18 protein-coding genes are annotated in these 20,605 nt (G+C 70.6%); 11 read left to right on the top strand and 7 right to left on the bottom strand.

Annotated features, from left to right (window positions below; translation table 11 throughout):
- The first annotated feature begins 1 nt into the window (after position 1).
- Entirely contained in the window at positions 2–1,045 is a 1,044-nt protein-coding gene (locus ABZY89_RS16580) for an aromatic ring-hydroxylating dioxygenase subunit alpha (RefSeq protein WP_355228894.1), read from the top strand.
- A 20-nt stretch (positions 1,046–1,065) separates the two neighbouring features.
- Here the strand turns inward: ABZY89_RS16580 and ABZY89_RS16585 are convergent, their stop codons facing one another.
- From ABZY89_RS16585 to ABZY89_RS16600, 4 genes are all read right to left on the bottom strand, one after another.
- Entirely contained in the window at positions 1,066–2,607 is a 1,542-nt protein-coding gene (locus tag ABZY89_RS16585; protein WP_355228896.1) for an AbgT family transporter, read from the bottom strand.
- 5 nt (positions 2,608–2,612) lie between these two features.
- Entirely contained in the window at positions 2,613–3,593 is a 981-nt protein-coding gene (locus ABZY89_RS16590; RefSeq protein ID WP_355228898.1) for a PHB depolymerase family esterase, read from the bottom strand.
- Positions 3,594–3,696: 103 nt separating this feature from the next.
- Complete coding sequence (locus tag ABZY89_RS16595; RefSeq protein ID WP_355228900.1) at positions 3,697–4,458, bottom strand: creatininase family protein; 762 nt, start codon at positions 4,456–4,458, stop codon at positions 3,697–3,699.
- Positions 4,455–5,144: an FCD domain-containing protein gene (locus tag ABZY89_RS16600; RefSeq protein ID WP_355228902.1), complete on the bottom strand. Its 690-nt coding sequence runs from the start codon at positions 5,142–5,144 to the stop codon at positions 4,455–4,457. Before ABZY89_RS16600 ends, ABZY89_RS16595 begins: the two co-directional genes overlap by 4 nt.
- Positions 5,145–5,233: 89 nt before the next feature.
- Here ABZY89_RS16600 and ABZY89_RS16605 point away from each other — a divergent pair, with 89 nt between their 5' ends.
- From ABZY89_RS16605 to ABZY89_RS16625, 5 genes are all read left to right on the top strand, one after another.
- Positions 5,234–6,253 carry a LacI family DNA-binding transcriptional regulator gene (locus ABZY89_RS16605; RefSeq protein WP_355228903.1) on the top strand — a complete coding sequence of 340 codons (1,020 nt, stop codon included), beginning with the start codon at positions 5,234–5,236 and terminating at the stop codon, positions 6,251–6,253.
- A 118-nt stretch (positions 6,254–6,371) separates the two neighbouring features.
- Positions 6,372–8,051, top strand: coding sequence for a glycoside hydrolase family 13 protein (locus tag ABZY89_RS16610; RefSeq protein WP_355228905.1), 1,680 nt, complete (start codon positions 6,372–6,374; stop codon positions 8,049–8,051).
- Positions 8,052–8,082: 31 nt separating this feature from the next.
- Positions 8,083–9,450 carry an extracellular solute-binding protein gene (locus ABZY89_RS16615; protein ID WP_355228907.1) on the top strand — a complete coding sequence of 456 codons (1,368 nt, stop codon included), beginning with the start codon at positions 8,083–8,085 and terminating at the stop codon, positions 9,448–9,450.
- Between the two features lie 80 nt (positions 9,451–9,530).
- Positions 9,531–10,418: a sugar ABC transporter permease gene (locus tag ABZY89_RS16620; RefSeq protein ID WP_355228909.1), complete on the top strand. Its 888-nt coding sequence runs from the start codon at positions 9,531–9,533 to the stop codon at positions 10,416–10,418.
- Complete coding sequence (locus ABZY89_RS16625) at positions 10,418–11,287, top strand: carbohydrate ABC transporter permease (protein WP_355228911.1); 870 nt, start codon at positions 10,418–10,420, stop codon at positions 11,285–11,287. The genes ABZY89_RS16620 and ABZY89_RS16625 overlap by 1 nt, the downstream gene beginning before the upstream one ends.
- A gap of 16 nt (positions 11,288–11,303) precedes the next feature.
- Here ABZY89_RS16625 and ABZY89_RS16630 read toward each other — a convergent pair whose 3' ends face one another.
- Genes ABZY89_RS16630 through ABZY89_RS16640 form a run of 3 tightly spaced genes read right to left on the bottom strand, consistent with a single transcriptional unit; the run spans position 11,304 to position 13,038 of the window.
- Positions 11,304–12,218, bottom strand: a complete 915-nt coding sequence (locus tag ABZY89_RS16630; RefSeq protein WP_355228913.1) for a universal stress protein — start codon at positions 12,216–12,218, stop codon at positions 11,304–11,306.
- A 4-nt stretch (positions 12,219–12,222) separates the two neighbouring features.
- Complete coding sequence (locus ABZY89_RS16635; RefSeq protein ID WP_355228914.1) at positions 12,223–12,435, bottom strand: hypothetical protein; 213 nt, start codon at positions 12,433–12,435, stop codon at positions 12,223–12,225.
- A gap of 6 nt (positions 12,436–12,441) precedes the next feature.
- The gene (locus tag ABZY89_RS16640) at positions 12,442–13,038 is read right to left on the bottom strand and encodes a CBS domain-containing protein (protein WP_355228916.1); all 597 of its coding nucleotides are present in this window, start codon (positions 13,036–13,038) and stop codon (positions 12,442–12,444) included.
- A 185-nt stretch (positions 13,039–13,223) separates the two neighbouring features.
- On the opposite strand from ABZY89_RS16640, the gene ABZY89_RS16645 reads away from it, so the two are divergent.
- From ABZY89_RS16645 to ABZY89_RS16665, 5 genes are all read left to right on the top strand, one after another.
- Entirely contained in the window at positions 13,224–14,123 is a 900-nt protein-coding gene (locus ABZY89_RS16645; protein WP_355228918.1) for a carbamate kinase, read from the top strand.
- A gap of 134 nt (positions 14,124–14,257) precedes the next feature.
- Positions 14,258–15,142, top strand: coding sequence for a universal stress protein (locus ABZY89_RS16650; RefSeq protein WP_355228919.1), 885 nt, complete (start codon positions 14,258–14,260; stop codon positions 15,140–15,142).
- Positions 15,143–15,364: 222 nt separating this feature from the next.
- On the top strand, positions 15,365–18,109 hold the full coding sequence (locus tag ABZY89_RS16655; RefSeq protein WP_355228921.1) for a GNAT family N-acetyltransferase: 2,745 nt from the start codon (positions 15,365–15,367) through the stop codon (positions 18,107–18,109).
- The gene (locus ABZY89_RS16660) at positions 18,109–19,107 is read left to right on the top strand and encodes a zinc-binding alcohol dehydrogenase family protein (RefSeq protein ID WP_355228923.1); all 999 of its coding nucleotides are present in this window, start codon (positions 18,109–18,111) and stop codon (positions 19,105–19,107) included. Before ABZY89_RS16655 ends, ABZY89_RS16660 begins: the two co-directional genes overlap by 1 nt.
- Before the next feature lie 189 nt (positions 19,108–19,296).
- On the top strand, positions 19,297–20,598 hold the full coding sequence (locus ABZY89_RS16665) for an AAA family ATPase (RefSeq protein WP_355228925.1): 1,302 nt from the start codon (positions 19,297–19,299) through the stop codon (positions 20,596–20,598).
- Positions 20,599–20,605: the final 7 nt, after the last annotated feature.

The following is a 20,605-nucleotide window of genomic DNA, read 5'->3' on the forward strand; positions in this document are numbered from 1 at the left end:
CATGGGACCGATGGTGAAACGACAGCTGAGCGCTGAACAGATCCTTGCGACCGGCCTGCGCAACCAGTGGTACGCGATCTGCCCCTCCGACATGGTGCCGCAGGGTGGCGTCCACCGGGTGCGCCGGCTCGGGATCGACTGGGTGCTGTTCCGGGAGTCGGACGGCACCCTGCGGATGCTCGAGGACCGCTGCCCCCACCGCGGCGCGCCGCTCTCGCAGGGACAGCACCTCGGCAGCAAGATCGCCTGCGCCTACCACGGCGTCCAGGTCGACGGCACCGGCAAGGTCGTCTCGGTGCCCGGTCTGCCCGGCTGCAACCTGGAGGGGAAGACGCTGGTCCCCAGCCCGCCGCTGCAGGAGCTGGGCGGCGCGATTTTGGCCTACATCGGCGACGAGCAGCACCCCGACCCCGCCCCGATCGCCCTGCCTGACCCGCTGGTGGACGAGGAGGTCTCCTCGTTCCTCTGCTACGCCGAGTGGGACACCCCGTGGCGCTACGCCATGGAGAACCTGCTCGACCCGATGCACGGCGCCTTCCTGCACCGCGAGTCCCACTCGATGTTCGGAGGTGACATCGAGGCGCGGTTCCGGATCCGCGAGACCGACCGCGGGTTCTTCTTCGAGAAGACCGACCAGATCGGCGTGAACTTCGACTGGGTCGAGTTCTGCCGCACCGGCATCGACTGGGTCGACCTCTCCATCCCGTACCCGCCGACCGCCGGCCCCGGCGGCTCGTTCGGCATCGTCGGCATGGGCACCCCGATCGACGCGACCACCACCGCGGTCTTCTTCTGGCGCTACCGCAAGGTCAGCGGCTGGGAGCGCGATGTGTGGCGCTTCCTCTACCGCACCAAGCTGGAGGCTCGCCACTGGCACGTGCTCGAGCAGGACCGGGTCATGCTGGAGGCGATGGCCGACGACGCCGACCAGGCCGAGAACCTCTACCAGCACGACCTCGGGGTGGTCCGGCTCCGCAGGCTCTACAAGAAGCTCGCCGAGGAGCAGGCGGCAGCGCTTGCGCCGGTGCCGGCCGGGCGCGCCTGAGGCGAGCCCGGCCGGGTCGGTCAGCGGACCGGAGCACCCGGCCCGAGCGGGATGCCGAGGGCCCACCAGAGGAAGAACAGGGCGGTCCAGGCGAGGCTCATCGCGATGGCGAGCGGCAGGGTGTAGGAGGCGAGGGTGCCGATGCCGGCGTCCTTGCGGTAGCGCTGCAGGAAGCCGAGGGCCATCACGAAGTACGGGCTCATCGGGGTGATCGCGGTGGAGCCGGAGTCGGCGATCCGGAAGAGCGCCTGGGTGGTCTCCGGCGGCACCGAGAGCAGCATCAGCATCGGCACCAGGACGGGCGCGGCGATGGACCACATCGCCGAGCCGCTGGTGACCATGATGTTGACGATGCTGAGCAGCGCCAGGACGAGCAGGAAGACCACCCACACCGGGATGTTGCTGGTCTCCAGGGCCTCGGCGGAGTTGACCGCCAGCACGTCGCCGAGGTGGGACCACTCGAAGTAGGCCAGGAACTGGGCGATCGCGAAGAAGAGCACCAGCACCGGCGCCATCTGCTTGATCCCCTGGCCCATCAGCGCCGGCACGTCGCCGGCCTTGGTGATGGAACCGGACAGCGTGCCGTACACGGTGCCGGCGAGGCCGAAGAGAACCGCGACGATCGCGGCGATGCCGGTGAGGAACGGCGACTCGGTCAGCGACCCGTCCTCGCCGCGCAGGGGAGAGGACGGCGGGATCACGACGGCGGCGACGACCACGATCGCGACCAGCAGGCTCAGCATGGACCAGCGCAGCGCCCGGCGCTCACGGCCGTCGAGCTCGAGGGAGCCAAAGTCGCCGTCGTCGGCGTCCTCGTCGGCGTCGAGGTCGGGCCGCTTGGAGAGGACGAACTTGGTCATCAGGGTGATCACCGCGGCCAGCAGCACCGAGGAGGCGATGTTGAAGAACCAGTTGCTGACGGGGGAGACGTACGCACTCTCGTCGACGATCTGGGCCGCGGCGGTGGTGATGCCGGCGAAGATCGCGTCGTTGGGCGTGGGGATCGGGCTGGCGTCGTACCCGCTGGCGATCGCGGTGTAGGCGACCACGATGCCGAGGATCGGGGAGCGCCCCACTGCCCGGAACGCGAGGCCGCCGAGCGGGACCAGGATGATGTACGCAGCCGCCGAGGCGACGTGGGCGACGGTTCCGGTGAACGCGACGGCGAAGACCACCCAGCCCACGGGCACCCGGGAGATGCCGGTCTTCATCGCGGCCGTGAGGAACCCGGTGCGCTCGGCGACGGCCACACCCATGATGACCACGACGATGGTCGCCATCGGCGGGAACTCGGCGAAGTTGGAGACCATCGTGGAGACCGCCATCGCCAGGCCCTCGCCGCTGAGGAGGCTCTGCACGACGACCTCCTCCCCGTCGCTGGGGGAGATGACCGAGACGCCGGCGGCGGCGCAGATCGCACTGATCACGGCGAGGATCGCGGCGAGGATCCAGAAGAGCCAGAACGGGTGCGGCAGGGCGTTGCCGATGCGCTCGATCACGCCCATGGCGCGGATGATCCACGGCAGCCTGTCGCTCCCGGTGGGGGTGGTGGTGCTGGTCATGGGAGTCACCCTTCGCTGGTGAGGCGGTGGCGGGAGAAGAAGTCCCAGATCACCGTCGCGGACTCGATGGTGTGGGTGACGTGGCCGCCACCCGAGTAGATGTCGCCACCCGGCCAGACGTGGCCGCCGCCTTCGACGGCGACGTGCTGAACATCGGCCCCCTGGTCGCAGCCGGTCCATCGGGTGGTCTCGACGTCGCGGTTGGTGCGCGTGGCGGAGGCGGTGCAGCCGTTGTGGTCGGCCCAGCCCTGGACCCACTCCGGGATCGCGGGCAGGTCACGGTCGGCGTCGCCCGCGTAGGGGATGGTCGCGTCGGCGACGCCGTGGATCTCCAGGATCGGCGTCGGCGTTGCCTCGGCGCAGCCGGTCCGGGTGCCCGGGTAGAGGGCGGGTGCGACCGGGGCGACCGCGGCGAACGTGTCCGGCAGCTGGCAGGCGAGCAGCGCGGCCAGGCCGGCGCCGTTGGACTTCCCGGTGGCGTAGACGCGGGTCGTGTCGATGCAGTGGTTGGCCTCGATGGCGGTGAGCAGGTCGCTGGTGAAGGCGACGTCGTCGACGCCAGGTGCCTCGTACGGTGCGCCCTGCCAGGCCTTGCGATATCCCGACCCGGTGCCGATCGCGCCGTCGGGATAGGCGACGACGGCGGGGAGGTCGGAGAGCTCGGAGTAGCCCTCGACCTCGACGCCGGTGCTGCCGCGACCGTGGTAGGCGACGATCAACGGCCAGTCCGCGCGCCGGTCGTAGCCCTCGGGCAGGCGGAGTACGTAGCTGCGCTCGATGTCGCCGCTGGTCATCTCGTACTTCTGGCTGCTGTCGGGCTCCTGGTCCGTGGGCTTGGCGCAGGGTGCTGAGGCGCTCTCGCGGGCCGATTGGTCCTGGTCGGAGGCGCGGGTCAGGGCGGAGGTGGCAGACGGTGCCAGTGACAGCGCGGCCACCGCCACGACCGCGGCGGCCGGGGCCAGGAGGCGGGATTGTCGTGGGGACATGGGGTGCTCCTTCGGGGCAGGTCGATGCGTTTTCGGGTGTGCTGGATCGCCCGGTGACGCGGTGTGCGTCCCGGTCGGGTCCCGAGCTGGAGGGGCGGGCGGCCTAGGTGTCGAGCCACTCCTTGATGAAGGCGACGATGCGGTCGGTGGCCTCGGCGACGATGGTGCGGCCGTCCTCTGCGGTGGCGCGACGCGGGTCGCCGAGCACGCCGCTGGGGGAGAGGCGGTCGTAGGGGAGGGCCACGGCGGGGTGGTTCACCGAGCGGGCCAGCCGGGCGAAGGGATCGAGCTGGTCGGGCGAGGTGGTGCCCGGGGCGAGCAGGTCACGGCGTACGAGATGGGGGGCGATGTGCAGCATCTGGGCGGTCTCGGCCTCGCCGCTGTGACCGGAGATCTCGCTCAGGTCCATGCCGGCCACGGCGTCCTTGGCCAGCGCGGTCAGTGGCGCCCAGGCGACCTCCAGATCCGGACGGTCGCGCAGCAGCTCCTGGGCCAGCGTGCCGAGGGTGGCGTTGTTGCCGCCGTGCCCGGTCACCACGAGGAACCGGCGCCAGCCGTGGGCGGCCAGCGACTCGACGTACTCACGTACGACGGCGGCGAACAGCGCCGGGCGCAGGCTCACCGTTCCGGCGAACGCCTGATGGTGGGGCGAGACGCCGACCGGTACGCCCGGGCCGATGACGACCTTGCCGGGCAGGGCCTCGGCGACCGCGTCGGCGAGTGCCTCGGCGCGGATCTGGTCGGTGGCCAGGGGCAGTCCGGCGCCGTGCTGCTCGAACGCGCCGACGGGGATCACCACGACCGTCCCGCTCTCGGCGGCTTCCGCGGCCTCGAGGGTGGTCATCTCGGCGAGCTTCGCGGTCATCGGGCCTGCTCCGGGCCGAGGGTGGACGCGATCGCCTCGCGGATCGCGAGCAGGTGCTCGCGGGTGAGGGCGGCCGCGGCGTCGGGGTCGCCGTCGCGTACGGCCTCGACGATCCGGAGGTGGTCGGCGTGGTCGCGGTCGCGGTCGGTGTAGCGGTGCCGGATCTCGATCTGGTCGCGAGCCCGCACCTGAAGGAGCGCCTCGACGGTCTCGCGCAGCAGCAGGTTGCCCGAGGCGCCGGCGAGCGCGACGTGGAAGTGCAGCTCGGGCCGCTCGTCGGCGTACTGCGGCTTGAGCGAGTTGTCGGCCGAGAGCGTCAGGGCGGTCAGATCGTCGTCGGTGCGCGCTGATGCAGCCGCCGCCGCGACCGGCGGCTCGAGCACGATCCTGGCGTCGAGCAGCTCGAGGACCGACTCGCTGCGCGACTCCGAGACGTGCGGGTTGACCAGCAGGCGCCGGTTCACCCCGCCGCTCACGTAGGTGCCCGACCCGTGCCGGAAGCGGATCACGTCGGTCGCCTCGAGACGGCGCAGCGCCTCCCGGATCGTCGGTGTGGTCACCTCGAACCGCTTGGCCAGCTCGCGCGAGGAGGCCAGGGCGTCGCCCGGCTCCAGGCCCGCGGCCTCGATCATGGCGACGATCCCGTCGGCGATGCGTTCAGAGAGCGATGATGTGTTGCTGGTCACAGAAAGTGACTAAATCACTTATTGAATTGCTCGTCAAGGAAGGCGACGCTTGCAGACAGCTTGCGTAAAGCAGTTATATTCTTGCGCTCATGAGTAGACGTCTTGCCGACGCAGCCGCCCGCGCCAAGGTCTCCGAGGCGACGGTGAGCCGGGTGCTCAACGGCAAGCCGGGGGTCTCGGAGGCGACCCGCGAGCGGGTGCTGACCGCGCTCGACGTGCTCGGCTACGAGCGCCCGGTGAAGCTTCGCGGCGAGCGCGCCAGGCTTGTGGGCCTGGTCCTGCCCGAGCTGCAGAACCCGATCTTCCCGGCGCTCGCCGAGGTCCTCGGCGCCCATCTCGCCCAGCAGGGTCTGACCCCGGTGCTGTGCACCCAGACCGCCGGCGGGGTGACCGAGTCGGAGTACGTCGACCTGCTCCTGGAGCAGCAGGTGGCCGGCGTCGTCTTCGCCGGCGGCGCCTACGCACAGCGGGACGCGGACCATGCCCACTACGACCGTCTGGCCGGCCGCAACCTTCCCGTCGTGCTCATCAACGCGGCCATCGACGACCTGCCGTTTCCCCGGGTGGTCTGCGACGACGCCGATGCGATGGAGCAGGCTGCCGAGCACCTGATCTCACTCGGGCACGAGCGGATCGGCCTGGTCCTGGGCCCGCGCGACCACGTTCCCTCCGAGCGCAAGCTGGCCGCCTTCCGTGCCGTCTGCGACCGGACCGGCGTGCCGTTCGACGAGGACCTGGTCGTACGCAGCCTCTACTCCCTCCAGAGCGGGCAGGCCTCCGCGGCGCGGCTGGTCGAGCAGGGTGCGACCGGCATCGTGTGCGCCAGCGACCCGCTCGCGCTGGGAGCGGTGAGGGCGGTCCGCCGGGCCCGGCTCTCGACGCCCGGGGACGTGTCGGTGATCGGCTTCGACGACTCGGCGTTCATGGCCTTCGCCGACCCGCCGCTCACCACGATCCGGCAGCCGATCGAGGCGATGGGCCGGGCGGCCGTCGACTTCCTGGTGAGCCAGATCGACGGCACGCTCGGGCCGGTCGACGAGCTGCTCTTCGAGGGCGAGCTGGTGGTCCGGCGCTCGACAGGACCCGAAAGTCAGCGCGCAAAGTCCTGAAATTAATTACGCTCTGTCAAGTTCTTGCGCGCCTTCTGTGGCTGGCTCTACGGTCGCTGCACGCCGTCAAGGTGACGGCGATCACATGAACGTGTGAGTTGCTGAGAACGGAGTGCCCGTGACCGCCACGGAACCTCGACGGAGCGAGCCGGAACCGGTGGCGCCCCCGGTCTTTACCGAGCGCCCCGCCGACTGGTGGCGCTCCGCGGCGATCTACCAGATCTACCCGCGCAGCTTTGCCGACGCCAACGGCGACGGCACGGGTGACCTGGCCGGCGTGCGGGCGCGCCTGACCTATCTGCGCGACCTCGGGGTGGACGCGATCTGGTTCACGCCGTGGTTTCCCTCGCCGATGGCCGACGGGGGCTACGACGTCGCCGACTACCGCGCGATCGACCCGATCTTCGGCGACCTCGCCGAGGCGGAGGCGTTGATCCAGGACGCACTCGAGCTCGGCATCCGCACGATCATCGACATCGTCCCCAACCACGTCTCCGACCAGCACCGATGGTTCCGGGCCGCGGTCGCCGCCGGGCCCGGCGCACCCGAACGGGAGCGGTTCTGGTTCCGCGACGGCCGCGGAACCGATGGCGAGCTGCCGCCCAACGACTGGACCTCGGAGTTCGGCGGCACGCCATGGACACGGCTGACGACGCCCGACGGCGTCCCCGAGCAGTGGTACCTGCACCTCTTCTCCGCCGAACAGCCCGACCTCAACTGGCAGCACGAGGACGTACGCCGCGAGCACGAGGAGATCCTGAGGTTCTGGTTCGACCGGGCCGTCGCCGGGATCCGGATCGACTCCGCCGCCCTGCTCGCCAAGGACCCGGACCTCCCCGACGTCCCCGCCGACCCGCGACCGGGCGAGCACCCCTACGTCGACCGCGAGGAGCTCCAGGAGATCTACCGTGGCTGGCGCCGGATCGCCCAGGAGTACGGCACCGACCGGGCCCTGATCGGCGAGGTCTGGCTCCCCGACACCGCCAGGTTCATCCGCTACCTGCGCCCCGACGCCCTGCACGCGGCGTTCAACTTCGACTTCATGACCGCGCCGTGGGACGCCGAGGCGCTGCGTACCTCCATCGAGACGACGCTGCGCGTGCACGGCGAGGCCGATGCGCCTGCCACCTGGGTGCTCTCCAACCACGACGTCACCAGGCCGGTGACCCGCTACGGCCGCGCGGACACCGCGTTCTCGTTCGAGACCAAGCGCTTCGGCACCCCGACCGACCGGGCCCTCGGCGAACGGCGGGCGCGGGCGGCGGCGATGCTGGCGATGGGGCTGCCCGGGGCGTACTACCTCTACCAGGGCGAGGAGCTGGGCCTGGACGAGGCCGACATCCCGCCGGACCGGATCCAAGATCCGATGCACTTTCGCAGCGGCGGGGTCGACCCCGGCCGGGACGGCTGCCGGGTGCCGCTGCCGTGGAGCGGGGACCGCCCGCCGTACGGCTTCAGCCAGCCGGGGGTGAAGACCTGGCTGCCTCAGCCCGACGGCTGGGCGCACCTGACGGCGCAGGCGCAGTCGGCCGACCCACGCTCGATGCTCTCGCTGCACCGGATGGCGCTGCTGATCAGGCGTACGCACCCCGACCTCGTCACCGGCGACTTCAGCTGGATCGACACCGCCCCCGGGATCCTCGCCTTCCGGCGCGGCACCCACTTCGCCTGCGTGGTCAACCTGACCGACACCCCCGTGGCGCTGCCGAGCAGCGACCACGTCTGGCTCGCCAGCTCGCCGCTCGAGGCGGGCCGGCTCGCACCCGATGCCGCGGTCTGGCTGCGGCCCACGACCTGAGACCCCACCACAACATCCAGGAGACAGACCCATGAGAACCACTCGGTTGCGCAATGTCGCGCTTGCCGCGGTCGCGGTTGTCGTGATCGGCTCGCTCGCCGCGTGCGGCGAGTCGTCGGACGACGGCGACGGAGTCACCATCACCGTCGAGGGCTGGCGCCCCGGCGACAAGCAGGCCACGATCGACGCCGTCAAGGAGCAGGCGGCGGCCTTCAACAAGGAGCATCCCGACATCACCGTGAAGCCGGTGGAGTGGCAGTGGAATGCGCAGACCTTCCCCGCCCAGCTCTCCGGCGGCACGCTGCCGATCTCGTTCCGGGTGCCGTTCACCGACACCAAGGGCCTCGTCGAGCGCAAGCAGGTCGCCGACGTCGACGCCGAGGTCCGCGAGCTGCCCTACTTCGACCAGCTCAACCCCACCGTGCTGGCCGCGGCGCAGGGCACCGACGGGAAGGTCTACGGGCTGCCCTCCGACGTCTACGCCAACGCGCTCCACTACAACCGCGACCTGTTCACGAAGGCCGGCCTCGACCCCGACAAGCCGCCGACCACCTGGGAGGAGCTGCGTGCGGCTGCCAAGCAGATCAACGAGCGGACCGGTGCCACCGGGTATGCCGAGATGACCACGGGCAACACCGGCGGCTGGATCCTCACGACCCTGACCTACTCCCTCGGCGGCCGGATGGAGACCCAGGACGGTGACACGTTCACCGCGACCGTCGACAACCCGCAGACCGAGCAGGCGCTGCAGCTGCTGCACGACATGCGCTGGACCGACAAGTCCTTCTCCGGCAGCACCGCCTACGACTGGAACAGCATCAACCAGGCGTTCGCGGCGGGGAAGGTCGCGATGTACATCAGCGGATCGGACGTCTACAACTCCCTCGTCACCACCTCGGCGATCGACCCGAAGACGTACGGGCTCACCGCGGTCCCGATGGGCGACTCTGCCGACGCCGGCGCCCTCGGCGGAGGCTCGGTCAACGTCGTCAGCGCCAAGGCGAGCGAGGCGGAGGCCGAGGCGGCCGTCGCGTGGGCGGACTTCTTCCGGGTCCGCAAGTACACCGACGAGTCCGCGGCTGTCGCCGACGCGAAGACCCAGACCGCTGCCGAGCAGCCCGTGGGGACGCCGACCTTCCCGATCTTCGACGAGGCGTCGTACACGACCTACCAGGGCTGGGTGAAGGACTACGTCAACGTGCCGCTGGAGCAGATGACCGGCTACACCTCGAGGATGTTCGACCTCACCCTGGTCGCCGAGCCGCCGGCGCAGACGCAGGCCGTGTACGGCGCGCTCGACCCGGTCGTGCAGAAGGTGCTCAGCGACGAGAACGCCGACATCCCCGCGCTGCTGAAGGATGCCGACGCCTCGGTGCAGCAGATCCTGGACAAGGGCTGAGCGTGGTCGCTGACATGTCCCGGGTGGGTGGGCCGGCTCTCGTGAGAGGGCCGGCTCGCCGGCGTACATCCCGCGTCTCCGTGGTCGCGAAATGGTGGCGCGGCAGCGCGGCGACCTTGGTCTTCCTGCTGCCGATGCTCCTCGTCTTCGGGCTGTTCTCGTGGTGGCCGATCGCCCGGACCGTGGTGATGAGCCTGCAGGAGACCAACCTCGTCGGGCCTGCGGAGTGGGTGGGCCTGGACAACTTCCGTACGGTGCTCACCGACCCGCTGCTGCCGGTGGCGCTGCGCAACACGGCCGTCTTCGCGGCGATCGCCTTCGTCTTCGGCTATCCGATCCCGCTGGTCATGGCGGTGGTCTTCAGCTCGCTGCGCAGGCTGCGAGGGCTCTACGCCTGCCTGGCCTACCTGCCCGTCGTGGTGCCGCCCGCGGTGGCGGTGCTGCTGTGGAAGACCTTCTACGACGCCGGGTCCGGGGGAGTGTTCAACACGATCCTGGGCTGGGTCGGGCTGGGGCCGGTGCCGTGGCTGGAGTCGGCCGACTGGGTGCTTCCCTCGCTGGTGATGGAGGCGACCTGGGCCGCGGCCGGCGGCACGGTGATCATCTATCTCGCGGCCCTGACCACGGTGCCGCAGGAGCTCTACGACGCTGCCTCGGCCGACGGAGCGGGCGTGCTCGGCAAGGTCTGGCACGTCACCCTCCCGCACCTGCGCCCGGTGCTGCTGATCACCTTGATCCTGCAGATCATCGGCACCGCCCAGGTCTTCCTGGAGCCCTACCTCTTCACCGGCGGCGGGCCCTCGCACGCCTCCTTGACGCTGCTGCTCCTGATCTACGAGTACGCCTTCGGCAGCACCACCGGCGGCGGCGACTACGGCCCCGCGACCGCGCTGAGCCTGATGATGGCGGTCGGGCTGGCGCTGCTGTCGTGGGCCTACTTCCGGCTGACTCGCGGATGGAGCGACTGATGAGCTTCGTCTCCTCCCTCGACCGGCGGCGTACGTCGGTGCGCTGGGGTCTTCGTGGCGTGCAGCTCGCGATGTTCCTGGCGCTGGTCGTGGTCTGCCTCGGCCCGCTGCTGTGGCTGGCGAAGTCGGCGGTCACGCCGACCCAGGACACGCTGCGCTCGCCGATCTCGCTGTGGCCGAACGGGCCGGACCTCTCGATCCTGTCGCAGGCGTGGACAGAGCTGGGCCTGTCGGCCTACCTGGTCAACACGGTGGTCATCGCCGCCGGATCCTGGGCCGTCCAGGTGGTGGTCGCCACCACCGCGGGCTATGCGCTCTCGGTGCTGCGGCCGCGGTTCGGGCGGGTCATCTACGGAGCCGTGCTCGCCACCATGTTCGTGCCGATCGTGCTGCTGCTCGTCCCGCTCTACCTCACCGTGCTGAGCCTGCCGGTCGTGCACTGGTCGCTGGTCGGGACGTACGCCGGAGCGTTCCTGCCCGCGGGCGCCTCGGCGTTCAACGTGGTGATCATGAAGCGGTTCTTCGACAGCCTGCCCCGCGAGATCCTGGATGCCGCGCGGATCGACGGCGCCGGGGCGTACCGGCTCTTCTGGTCGGTGGTCCTGCCGATGTCACGACCGGTGCTCGGCGTGGTGTCGGTCTTCGCCGTGCTCGCCGCGTGGAAGGACTTCATCTGGCCGCTGATCGTGCTCCCCGACCCGGCCAAGCAGCCCATCGCGGTCAGGCTGCCCTCCATCGCGCCGACCACCGACCTCTCGGTCCTGCTCGCCGCGATGGCGATCTCCGCCGCGCTGCCGATCCTCTTCTTCCTCCTCTTCCAGCGACTCTTCCTGCGCAGCGAGGGTCTTGAGGGGGCGGTGAAGGGCTAGCGGCGATGATGGCCGGTCAGCTCGGCAGCGGAAGGACCTCGACCGGGCAGCCCGCCTCGCGAAGCAGCGCGCGGGTCACTCCGCCCAGGTGTGGGAACGCGTTGAGATGCGAGGCTCGTCCCACGACGACGAGGCGGGCCTGCTCGCTCGCGACCACCAAGGCGTCGGCCGGGGCGTCCGCGAAGACGCGGGTCGCGAGGGGTGTCTGGGAATGTTCCGGGACCTGGTCGCGGGCCCTCTCGACGAGATCGGCCAGGTACTGCTCGCCACGTGCCGTCCAGTCCCGGGTGGTGGCGTGGTCGACCAGGTCCCCATGGAGGGCGGGCAGATCGAGACCGTGGAGCAAGGTGATCGGCTCACCCAGCCGGGTCGCCTCCTCGAGGGCGTGACCCAGCACCTGAGTGTCGCTCTTGTCGTCACTGACGCCGACGACGACTCCGGTGCGGCCTTCGGCCGACCAGCCTTCGGGGACCACGGTGACCGGGCAGTGGGCGTGCGCCGCAACCCGGGAGGAGATCGATCCGGTGAAGATCCGGTGGATGCGAGAGAACCCGCGGCGCTGGATCACGACTCGGTGCGCGTCCTCCGATTCCTCGATCAGGACGTGGGCCGCATGGCCTCGCAACAGCTCGCCGGAGACATCGACGGCTCCGGCGACGACGTCCCTGGCGATCGCGGTGGCCTCACCGAGCAGCTCTTCGGCAATCCGCCCGACCGCGGAGTCGTCGATGATCATCGACTGCGGCTGCATCGCGCCGGGGAGACCGAGGATGGGATCTCCGAACAGGACGTTCGCCTGGAAGACGTGCACCAGGCGCAACGGGTGGCCGCTGGTCGCGGCGAGCCGCCCGGCGTACTCCAGAAGTCCCGTCTCGACCTCGGGATCGAGGACGCCGACGACGATCGGCGCGGGTGCGGTGTCGGCGGGCATCTGGTCAGCCCGCCATCATGCACATGTGGTCGGCGGTGAAGCCGCGGAAGCCCTGGTGCATGCCCGGGTTGTGTGAGCCGTCGAAGCCGACGGCCTGAGCACAGTGGACGACGTGGTGTCCGAACTCCTGCCCGTCACTGGCGGCCGCCGATGCCGGGGAGACAAGAGCGAGCGAGGCTACTGCCGCCGCTGCTGCTGGGATCAGAATGCGTTTCATGGTGGGTCACTCCTCGGTGTGTGGTTGCTGCGAGTCGGTACGTATCCGGGTGACTCCCGGGACGGTCGCTGCGGCGGACTCGGCCAGGGCGCGCTCCTTGGGTGTCGCCGGACCGAAGATCACGGCACCTCCGTCGGCGACGTCGACGACCCAGTCGGGGTGACCGAGCTCGGTGACGAGCGCCGTCAGGTCCCGGATCATCGTGTCGTCGTCGCGGGCCAGGGCGCTGGCGACATCGCTGCGGCTGATGACCCCGACGAGAACGTCGTCGTCATCGAGGACCGGAAGGCTCTTCAGCGCCCGGTCGGCCATGATGTCGACGGCCACGGCGACCTCTGCGCTCGCTCGGACGGCGATCGTCACCGGATTCATCACGTCCTGGACGTACGCCGCCGGCCGATCGGTGACCGGCGCAGGCGGGAGCACGTGCGCACGGGGATCCTGCAGGACGCGGTCGCGGATCAGGTCGATCTCCGCGACGACACCGCAGACGCGGCCGGCGGAGGTCACCACCGGGAGGGCGGTGATGTGGTGGTCACGCAACTGGGCGAGCGCCTCCTTGACGGGAGTGCCCCTCCGTACGGTGACCGGTGACTGGGTCATGATCTCTCGAACAAGCATGGTCATCCCCGTTGCGAGTGCTGGTCTTTCATACGCCCAGCCTCGTTCGCCCGGGAAGGTCGGTCATGAGCGCAAGGTCCCGAGCCGGGGAGACCTTCGGCACTCCTACAGAGATCGCGATCGGAGTGTGCTGGACCCGTCCACGACCATCGGAGGAAGGGGCCCGAGTGAGGATCGTCGTCGCCATCGGCGGCAACGCCCTGCTGCGGCGTGGCGAGCGGCCGGACGCGGCAACCCAACGCCGGCACGTGGCCGCGGCGGCGGCCGCCCTGGCGGACATTGCCCGCGAGCACCAGGTCGTGGTGGTCCATGGCAACGGGCCCCAGGTCGGTCTGCTGGCGCTCGAGAGCGGCTCGGACCCCAGCCTCTCGGAGCCCTATCCGCTGGCCGACCTGGTTGCGGAGTCCCAGGGCCTCATCGGGCTCTGGCTCCAGCAGGCTCTTCTCGCCGAGATGGCCGGCGAGGTGGTGACGCTCGTCAGTCAGACCGTCGTGGATCCGGAGGACGGGGCGTTCCAGGTGCCGACCAAGTTCATCGGGCAGGTCTACGACGAGCTGTCGGCGCGTCGCTTCGCCGGCTGGTACGGCTGGACGATCCAGGCGGACCACGATGGCTGGCGACGCGTCGTCGCCTCCCCGCTTCCCTGTGACATCGTCGAGCTCCCGATGGCCGCGCGGCTCCTCGACGCAGGCGTGACCGTCGTGCTCGCCGGCGGCGGGGGAGTGCCGGTCGTGGATCGAGATGGAAGGTACGAGAGCGTCGACGCGGTGGTCGACAAGGACCGGGCGGCCGCCCTCGCCGCGGAGCGGCTCGGCGCCGACCTGCTGCTCGTCATCACCGACGTGGAGGGTGTGATCCGGGACTTCGGCGATCCCGCCGAGAAGGTGCTGCACGAGGTGAGCGTCGCCGAGCTGTCATCGATGTGGTTCCCCGCCGGGTCGATGGGCCCGAAGGTAGAGGCCGTATCGGCCTTCACCCGACGCACCGGCCGACGCTCGGCGATCGGCTCTCTCGACCAGATCGACGGCGTGCTGGCCGGTACGTCGGGCACTCAGCTGCGGCGATGACGCCGGTGCCGGTGAGATTCAGTGGACCTAGGTCCCCCGTGCGTGACCCCGAAGGCCCTGACGTACGCCGGCCGTCTCGACGACATTGGAGACTCGGGAGCCGGACGCGCGTGCCGAGCTCGTGAGGAGGGCACATGTCCGAGCACGACCGGATCCTGGTCGCCGTCGATGGGGGAGAGGGTGGCCGAGCGGCGATCCGCTATGCGGCGGCCCGACGAGATGGCACCGATCTGTGGCTCGTCCACGCGGTCGACCTCGCGGTCGCGACCGGTGTCTTCTACCCGTACGGCTACGAGGGACTGGCGGACGAGCTGCGTGAGGCCGGCGAGATCGTTCTGGACCGGTCGGAGAAGCTGGCCGCCGAGCTCGTCGGTGCCGACCACGTGACCACGACGCTCCGGGACGGTGGTGTGGTCGCCGAGCTCGTTCACGCGGCCGCCGACGCCCGGATGGTGGTCCTCGGCGACGATCGTCGCCACGCTCTGTCCCGCCTCGTGACCGGCTCGGTGACCGGCCGGGTCGCCTCCCGCGCGCCGGTGCCCGCCGTCGTCGTCCCGGCCGCGTGGTCTCCGGGCCAGGACGCCTACCGTGTCGTCGTCGCCGTCGCGGATCTGGATGCCTCCGCCGAGCTCGTCGCCCACGCGTTGGGCGAGGCCGCCGACCGTGGTGGCGAGCTGGTTCTCGTGCATGCGTGGGAGCTGCCGGCGGTCTTCTACGACACGACCCTGGAGCACGACCAGGTCGCCTGGGAGGCGGATGCTCGTCACCGGCTGATGCAGACCCTCGACCGGGCGCGGCACCTGGCGCCGCACGCGGTCGGGACCGAGGCCTGGATCCAGATCCGCCAGGGACAGCCCGCCCGGGTCATAGCCGACGAGTCGAAGGGGGCGGACCTGCTCGTCATCGGCCGACGTGGGCATGCGTTCCCGCTGCGGCGCCTGGGCGGCACCGGGCACGCACTGCTCCGGGAGTCCAGCTGCCCCGTCGAGGTGGTGCCGCCCGCGCCCGAGGCGCCGTGAACGTAGAGACGTCCCCGCTGTGTGCGGCCGAGACTGCACCCGGGGTGAGGACACAAGGGCAGACCTCGGCCCGCCGAACGTCCTCGTGCCCAGGGGACGTACGGCCCCAATCCTTCGGACTCCGTTCTCTCGCGGCGCGCGGGCCGCGGGCGGTTCGCTGGTGTTGATGGCCCGACGCGTCGCATGGCGCGGGTGCGGAGATCGACAGCAGGGGGTAGCACGATGACCGCTCGGATCGAGCTGGGTGTACAGGGACCGGGCTGGAAGGACGTGCTGCTGCGCGACGGCACGATCGCCCGCGTACGCGATGCGGTGGCGGGGGACCGGGACCGGTTGGTCCGGCTGCACGATGCGTGCTCCGAGGGCGATCGCCGCGAGCCGTTCGTCCACGTCGGCCACCACGACGGTGTGCACTTCGTGGATTCCCTGCTCCCACGGCTCACCAGCGATGAGGCCTTCGGGAAGCTGGCGACCGTCGACGGTCACGTCGTCGGGCTGGCGACCGCCATGAAGACGGGACGCGACGAGGAGGCCGAGCTGGACGTGGTCGTCGCCGAGGGATATGCCCAACGCGGCGTGGCCACCCTGCTGCTCGAGCATCTCGCCGTCGCGGCGGCCGGCTCCGGGGTGACCGACTTCGTCGCGTACGTGATGGCTGACAACGCTGCCGCATTCGACGTCATCCAGCAATCCGGGTTCGAGATCACTTCGGTCCCACATGAGGAGACCGTCGAGCTGCGCTTCCCGGTGCGGCTCACCGATCGGGTGCTGGAGGCGATGATCTCCCGCGAGCAGCGGGCCGACGCCGATTCTCTGCGCGCGTTGCTGCGGCCGCGCTCCGTGGCCGTGATCGGGGCAAGCCGGCGTGTGGAGCGGGCCGGGCACCAGGTCGTGCGCAACCTGCTGCGTGCCGGGTTCACCGGCACCATCCATCCGGTCAACCCCCACAGTGACTACCTGCTCGGGCTCGGCTGTCGCTCCTCGATACGCGAGGTGGCACCGGTGGATCTGGCGATCGTCGCGGTGCCGGCCGCTGAGGTGCTGGAGGTCGTGCGGGACTGTGCCGACAGCGGCGTACGGAATCTGGTGATCCTTGCCAGCGGCTTCGCCGAGGACGGCCCGGAGGGACGACGGCTCCAGGACGAGATCCTTGTGGTGGCCCGGAGGGCGGGCATGCGGCTGGTGGGCCCCAACTGTCTCGGCATCGCCAACACCGACCCCGACGTGCGCCTGAACGCCACCTTCTCGCCGACGAGCGTCGCCCACGGACGAGTGGCGATGATGGCGCAGTCCGGTGCGGTGGGCATCGCCGCGCTGCAACGGGCCGACGAGCTCGGTGTCGGACTGTCGGCGTTCATCTCCTCGGGGAACAAGGCCGACGTCAGCGCCAACGACCTGCTCATGTACGCCGCCGAGGACGATGCCACCGACGTGGTCGCGCTCTACCTGGAGTCGTTCGGCAACCCACGCAAGTTCTCTCGGGTGGCGAGGCGGCTCGCGGTACGCAAGCCGGTCGTCGCCCTGGTGGGCGGCAGCAGCCGGACCGGTCGGCAGGCGGCCGTCGGTCACACCGCGGCGGCGGTGACGTCCACGTCCGGGGTGGAAGCACTCTTCCAGCAGTGCGGTGTGATCGGTGTGGACGGCCTCGAGCAGCTGCTGCAGACGACCAGCCTGCTGGCCAACCAGCCGCTGCCCGGCGGCCGTCGGGTGGGAATCGTCAGCAACGCCGGCGGTCCGGCCATCCTGGCCGCCGACGCCTGCGAGCGTGCCGGTCTGCAGCTGGCGACGCTGAGTGCCGAGACGATGGCCAGGATCCGCGACACGGTGCCCGACGCGTCGTCGGTGCAGATGCCGGTCGACCTCGGGTCAGGAGTCGCTGGGGAGGCCTACTCCGAGGTGGTCTCGACGATCGCCCGCAGCGGGGAGGTCGACATGCTGATCGTGCTGCGCACGGCCTTGCCCGCGCTCTCGTACGCATCCTTCGCCCGTGCGCTGCGCACAGCGTTGCGCCGTGCACCGGAGGATGCCATCCCCCCGGTCACCACTGTGGCCGTCGTGCTCGACCAGCGGGGTCCGAGTCGTCCGATCAGTGCCGGGAGCCGCCATGTGCCCGTCTTCGCGTTCCCCGAGGACGCTGCGCGTGCGCTCGGCCCGATCGCCACCTACGCGAAGTGGCGGGCCGAGCCACGCCAAGCCGTCGCCGACGCGGGGCCCGGCAGCCGGGCGGCGGCTCGTGACGTCATCACCAGGACGTCTGCGGTGGCGCCGGAGGGAGGCCGACTGGCGGAGCACGACGTGCGGCAGCTGCTCGGTGCGTACGGGATCGAGGTCGTCCCGAGCGTGCTCGCCGCCGATGCGGATGCGGCCGTCGATGCCGCTGGATGGCTGGGGTGTCCGGTGGCGGTCAAGATCGCCGACCCCGACATCGTGCATCGCACCGACGTGGGCGGCATACGCCTCGGTCTGAACGGTCCCGACGAGGTGCGCTCAGCTGCGCAGGAGCTGCTCCGCACCCCGACCGAGCACCCCGGTCTGCTCGTCCAGCGCCAGGTCGCCGAGGGGGTCGAGCTCATCGCCGGCGTGACGCAGGACGAGGTCTTCGGACCGCTGGTCATGGTCGGCTACGGCGGCACCTACACCGAGCTGATCGGCGACCGCAGCTTCCGGCTCACGCCGCTCAGCCGCGCCGATGCCGCCGCAGCGCTCGGCGAGCTCCGCACCGCGCCGCTGCTCTCCGGCTACCGCGGCGCGCCTCGGTTGGACGCGGCCGCAGTCGAGCGCCTCCTGGTCTGCCTCGGTCGTCTCGCCGACGATGTTCCGGAGGTCGCCGAGATCGACCTCAACCCGGTGATCGTGCACGAGCACGGAGTCTCGGTCGTCGACGCGAAGGTGCGGTTGCGCCCGCTGCCGCAGGCACCCGATCCCGACCTGAGGAACATGCGCCCGCCCGCGGGGGAGGGCTCGTGATGGCGACGATGCGGGGGTGGCGTACGCCAGGTGACGGGCGCCTGTCGGTCGCCGAGCTCGCGGTGCCCGAACCGGCTTCGGGAGAGGTGCTCATCGGAGTGGAGGCGTGCGGCGTGTGCCGGACCGACCTCCATGTCGTCGACGGCGATCTTCCCGCTCGTCGGAGTCCGGTCGTGCCGGGTCACGAGATCGTGGGCCGGGTGCTGGCTGCTTACGATCACGAAGTCGACGGTCCCCGTGTCGGCACGCGGGTCGGTGTGCCGTGGCTGCGCTCGACCTGCGGGCGCTGCCGATGCTGCCGAACCGGCGCCGAGAACCTTTGCGAGCAGTCTCGTTACACAGGATGGGACGTCGACGGTGGCTACGCCGAGTACGCCGTTGCCCCCGCCGCGTACACCTATCGGATCCCGGACTCGCTGGAACCGCTCCAGGCGGCACCGCTGCTGTGTGCGGGGATCATCGGATACCGCGCGCTGCGCCGCGCCGCGCTCCCGCCGGGAGGCCGCCTGGGCCTCTACGGGTTCGGCGCGAGCGCCCACCTGACCGCGCAGATCGCGATCCGCCAGGGCGCGGAGGTGCACGTCGTCACGCGCGGGGAGTCGGCGCGCCGGCTCGCGCTCGATCTGGGCGCCGCCTCCGCGGTCGAGCCCGGCAGAGCCCTTCCGCCACTCGACTCGGCGATCGTGTTCGCTCCCGCCGGTGAGGTCGTACGCGACGCCCTCGCCGATCTCGGCGCCGCCGGAACCTGTGCGGTCGCAGGCATCCACGTCTCCGACATCCCACCGCTCGACTACCAGCGCCATCTCTTCCGGGAGCGCACGCTCACCAGCGTCACCTCCAACACGCGTGCCGACGGGGTCGAGCTGTTCAGGCTCGCAGGCCAGCTGGGCATCCACGCCGAGGTCACGCCGTACGCCATGAGCGAGGCCGACCGGGCGCTCGCCGACCTCGCCGCCGACCGTGTCCGGGGCGTCGCGGTCCTCGACATGACCCGATGAAGTGAGGCCGCGCCGTGGCGTACGGAGATCTGCGCGAGACACACTCGGGCCTGGTTGTGCTCGTGGGGGAGACCGCGTACAAGCTGAAGAAGCCGGTCGACCTCGGATTCCTGGACTTTTGGTGAGCGGGCGGTCCGCCGCCAGGTCTGCCGCCGGGAGCTGGAGCTCAACCGCAGGCTGGCGCCCGACGTGTACGTCGGCCTGACCGATCTCCTGCTTGCGGATGGCTCCACCGAGCCCGCCGTCGTGATGCGGCGTATGCCCGACGACAGGCGCCTCGCCACTCTCGCGCGGCAAGGACAGGACCTCTCCGACGAGGTGCGCCGGATCGCACGGGTCATGGCCGCCTTCCATGCCGGTGCCGAGCGGAGTCCCGAGATCTCGACCGAGGGCAGCACGCCGGCGCTGCGCTCCCGCTGGCGGCACAACCTGGAGGAGGTCGCCCGATTCCGGGACACGCTTCTCGACGGGACCCTCGTCGACGAGGTGGAGCGGCTCAGCGGCCGCTACCTGGACGGCCGCGAGGAGCTGTTCGGCCAGCGGATCCGCACCGGGCGAGTCGTCGACGGTCACGGAGACCTCCTCGCTGATGACATCTTCTGCCTGCCCGACGGACCCCGCATCCTCGACTGTCTCGAGTTCGATGACCGCTTGCGCCGCCTCGACGCGATCGATGACGTCGCATGCCTGGCGATGGACCTCGAACGGCTGGGTGCGTCCCAGGAGGCGCTCGACCTGGTGGCCGCCTACCGCGAGTTCAGCGCGGACACCGTCCCCACCTCCCTCGTACATCACTACATCGCCGACCGCGCGTTCATGCGAGCCAAGGTCACCGCGCTGCGCACCGAACAGGCTCAGGCGAGGCAGCTCGTTGCCGACGAAGCAGCCGATTCCGTACGCCTCGCCGAGCTCGCGCGCGATCACCTGCGCCGCGGAGAGGTCAGGCTCATCGCCGTCGGAGGAGCTCCGGGAACGGGCAAGTCCACCTTGGCCGGTGCTGTTGCCGACCGGCTGGACATGGTCGTGCTCAGCAGCGACCGCCTGCGGAAGGAGCTGGCCGGCATCGATCCGATGGTTCACGCCACAGCTGGGTGGCAGGAGGGCATCTACGCTCCCGCGTGGACGAGGCGGACCTACGCCGAGCTGCTCGACCGCGCGACGGCGCTGCTGGCCCGCGGCGAGTCCGTCGTGCTCGATGCGTCCTGGACGGACCCGGCACATCGGGTTCTCGTCGAGTATGTCGCGAACACGACGTACAGCGACCTCACGGTCCTGCGCTGCACGGTCGCCCCCGAGGTGGCTGCCGCCCGGATCGCCGCTCGGGACAGCATCTCGGATGCCGACGAGATGGTCGCGGCCCACATGGGTCGAGCCGAGACAGCATGGCCGGGAGCGGTCACGATCGACACCGGCGGCACCGCCGCCGCCAGCGCGGAGGCCGCGATCAACACGCTGGGCCTGCGGGCGGGGGAGACGAGCGCAGGCCACTGACGGTGGT

Source organism: Nocardioides sp. NPDC006303 (assembly GCF_040613175.1).
GTDB lineage: Bacteria > Actinomycetota > Actinomycetes > Propionibacteriales > Nocardioidaceae > Nocardioides.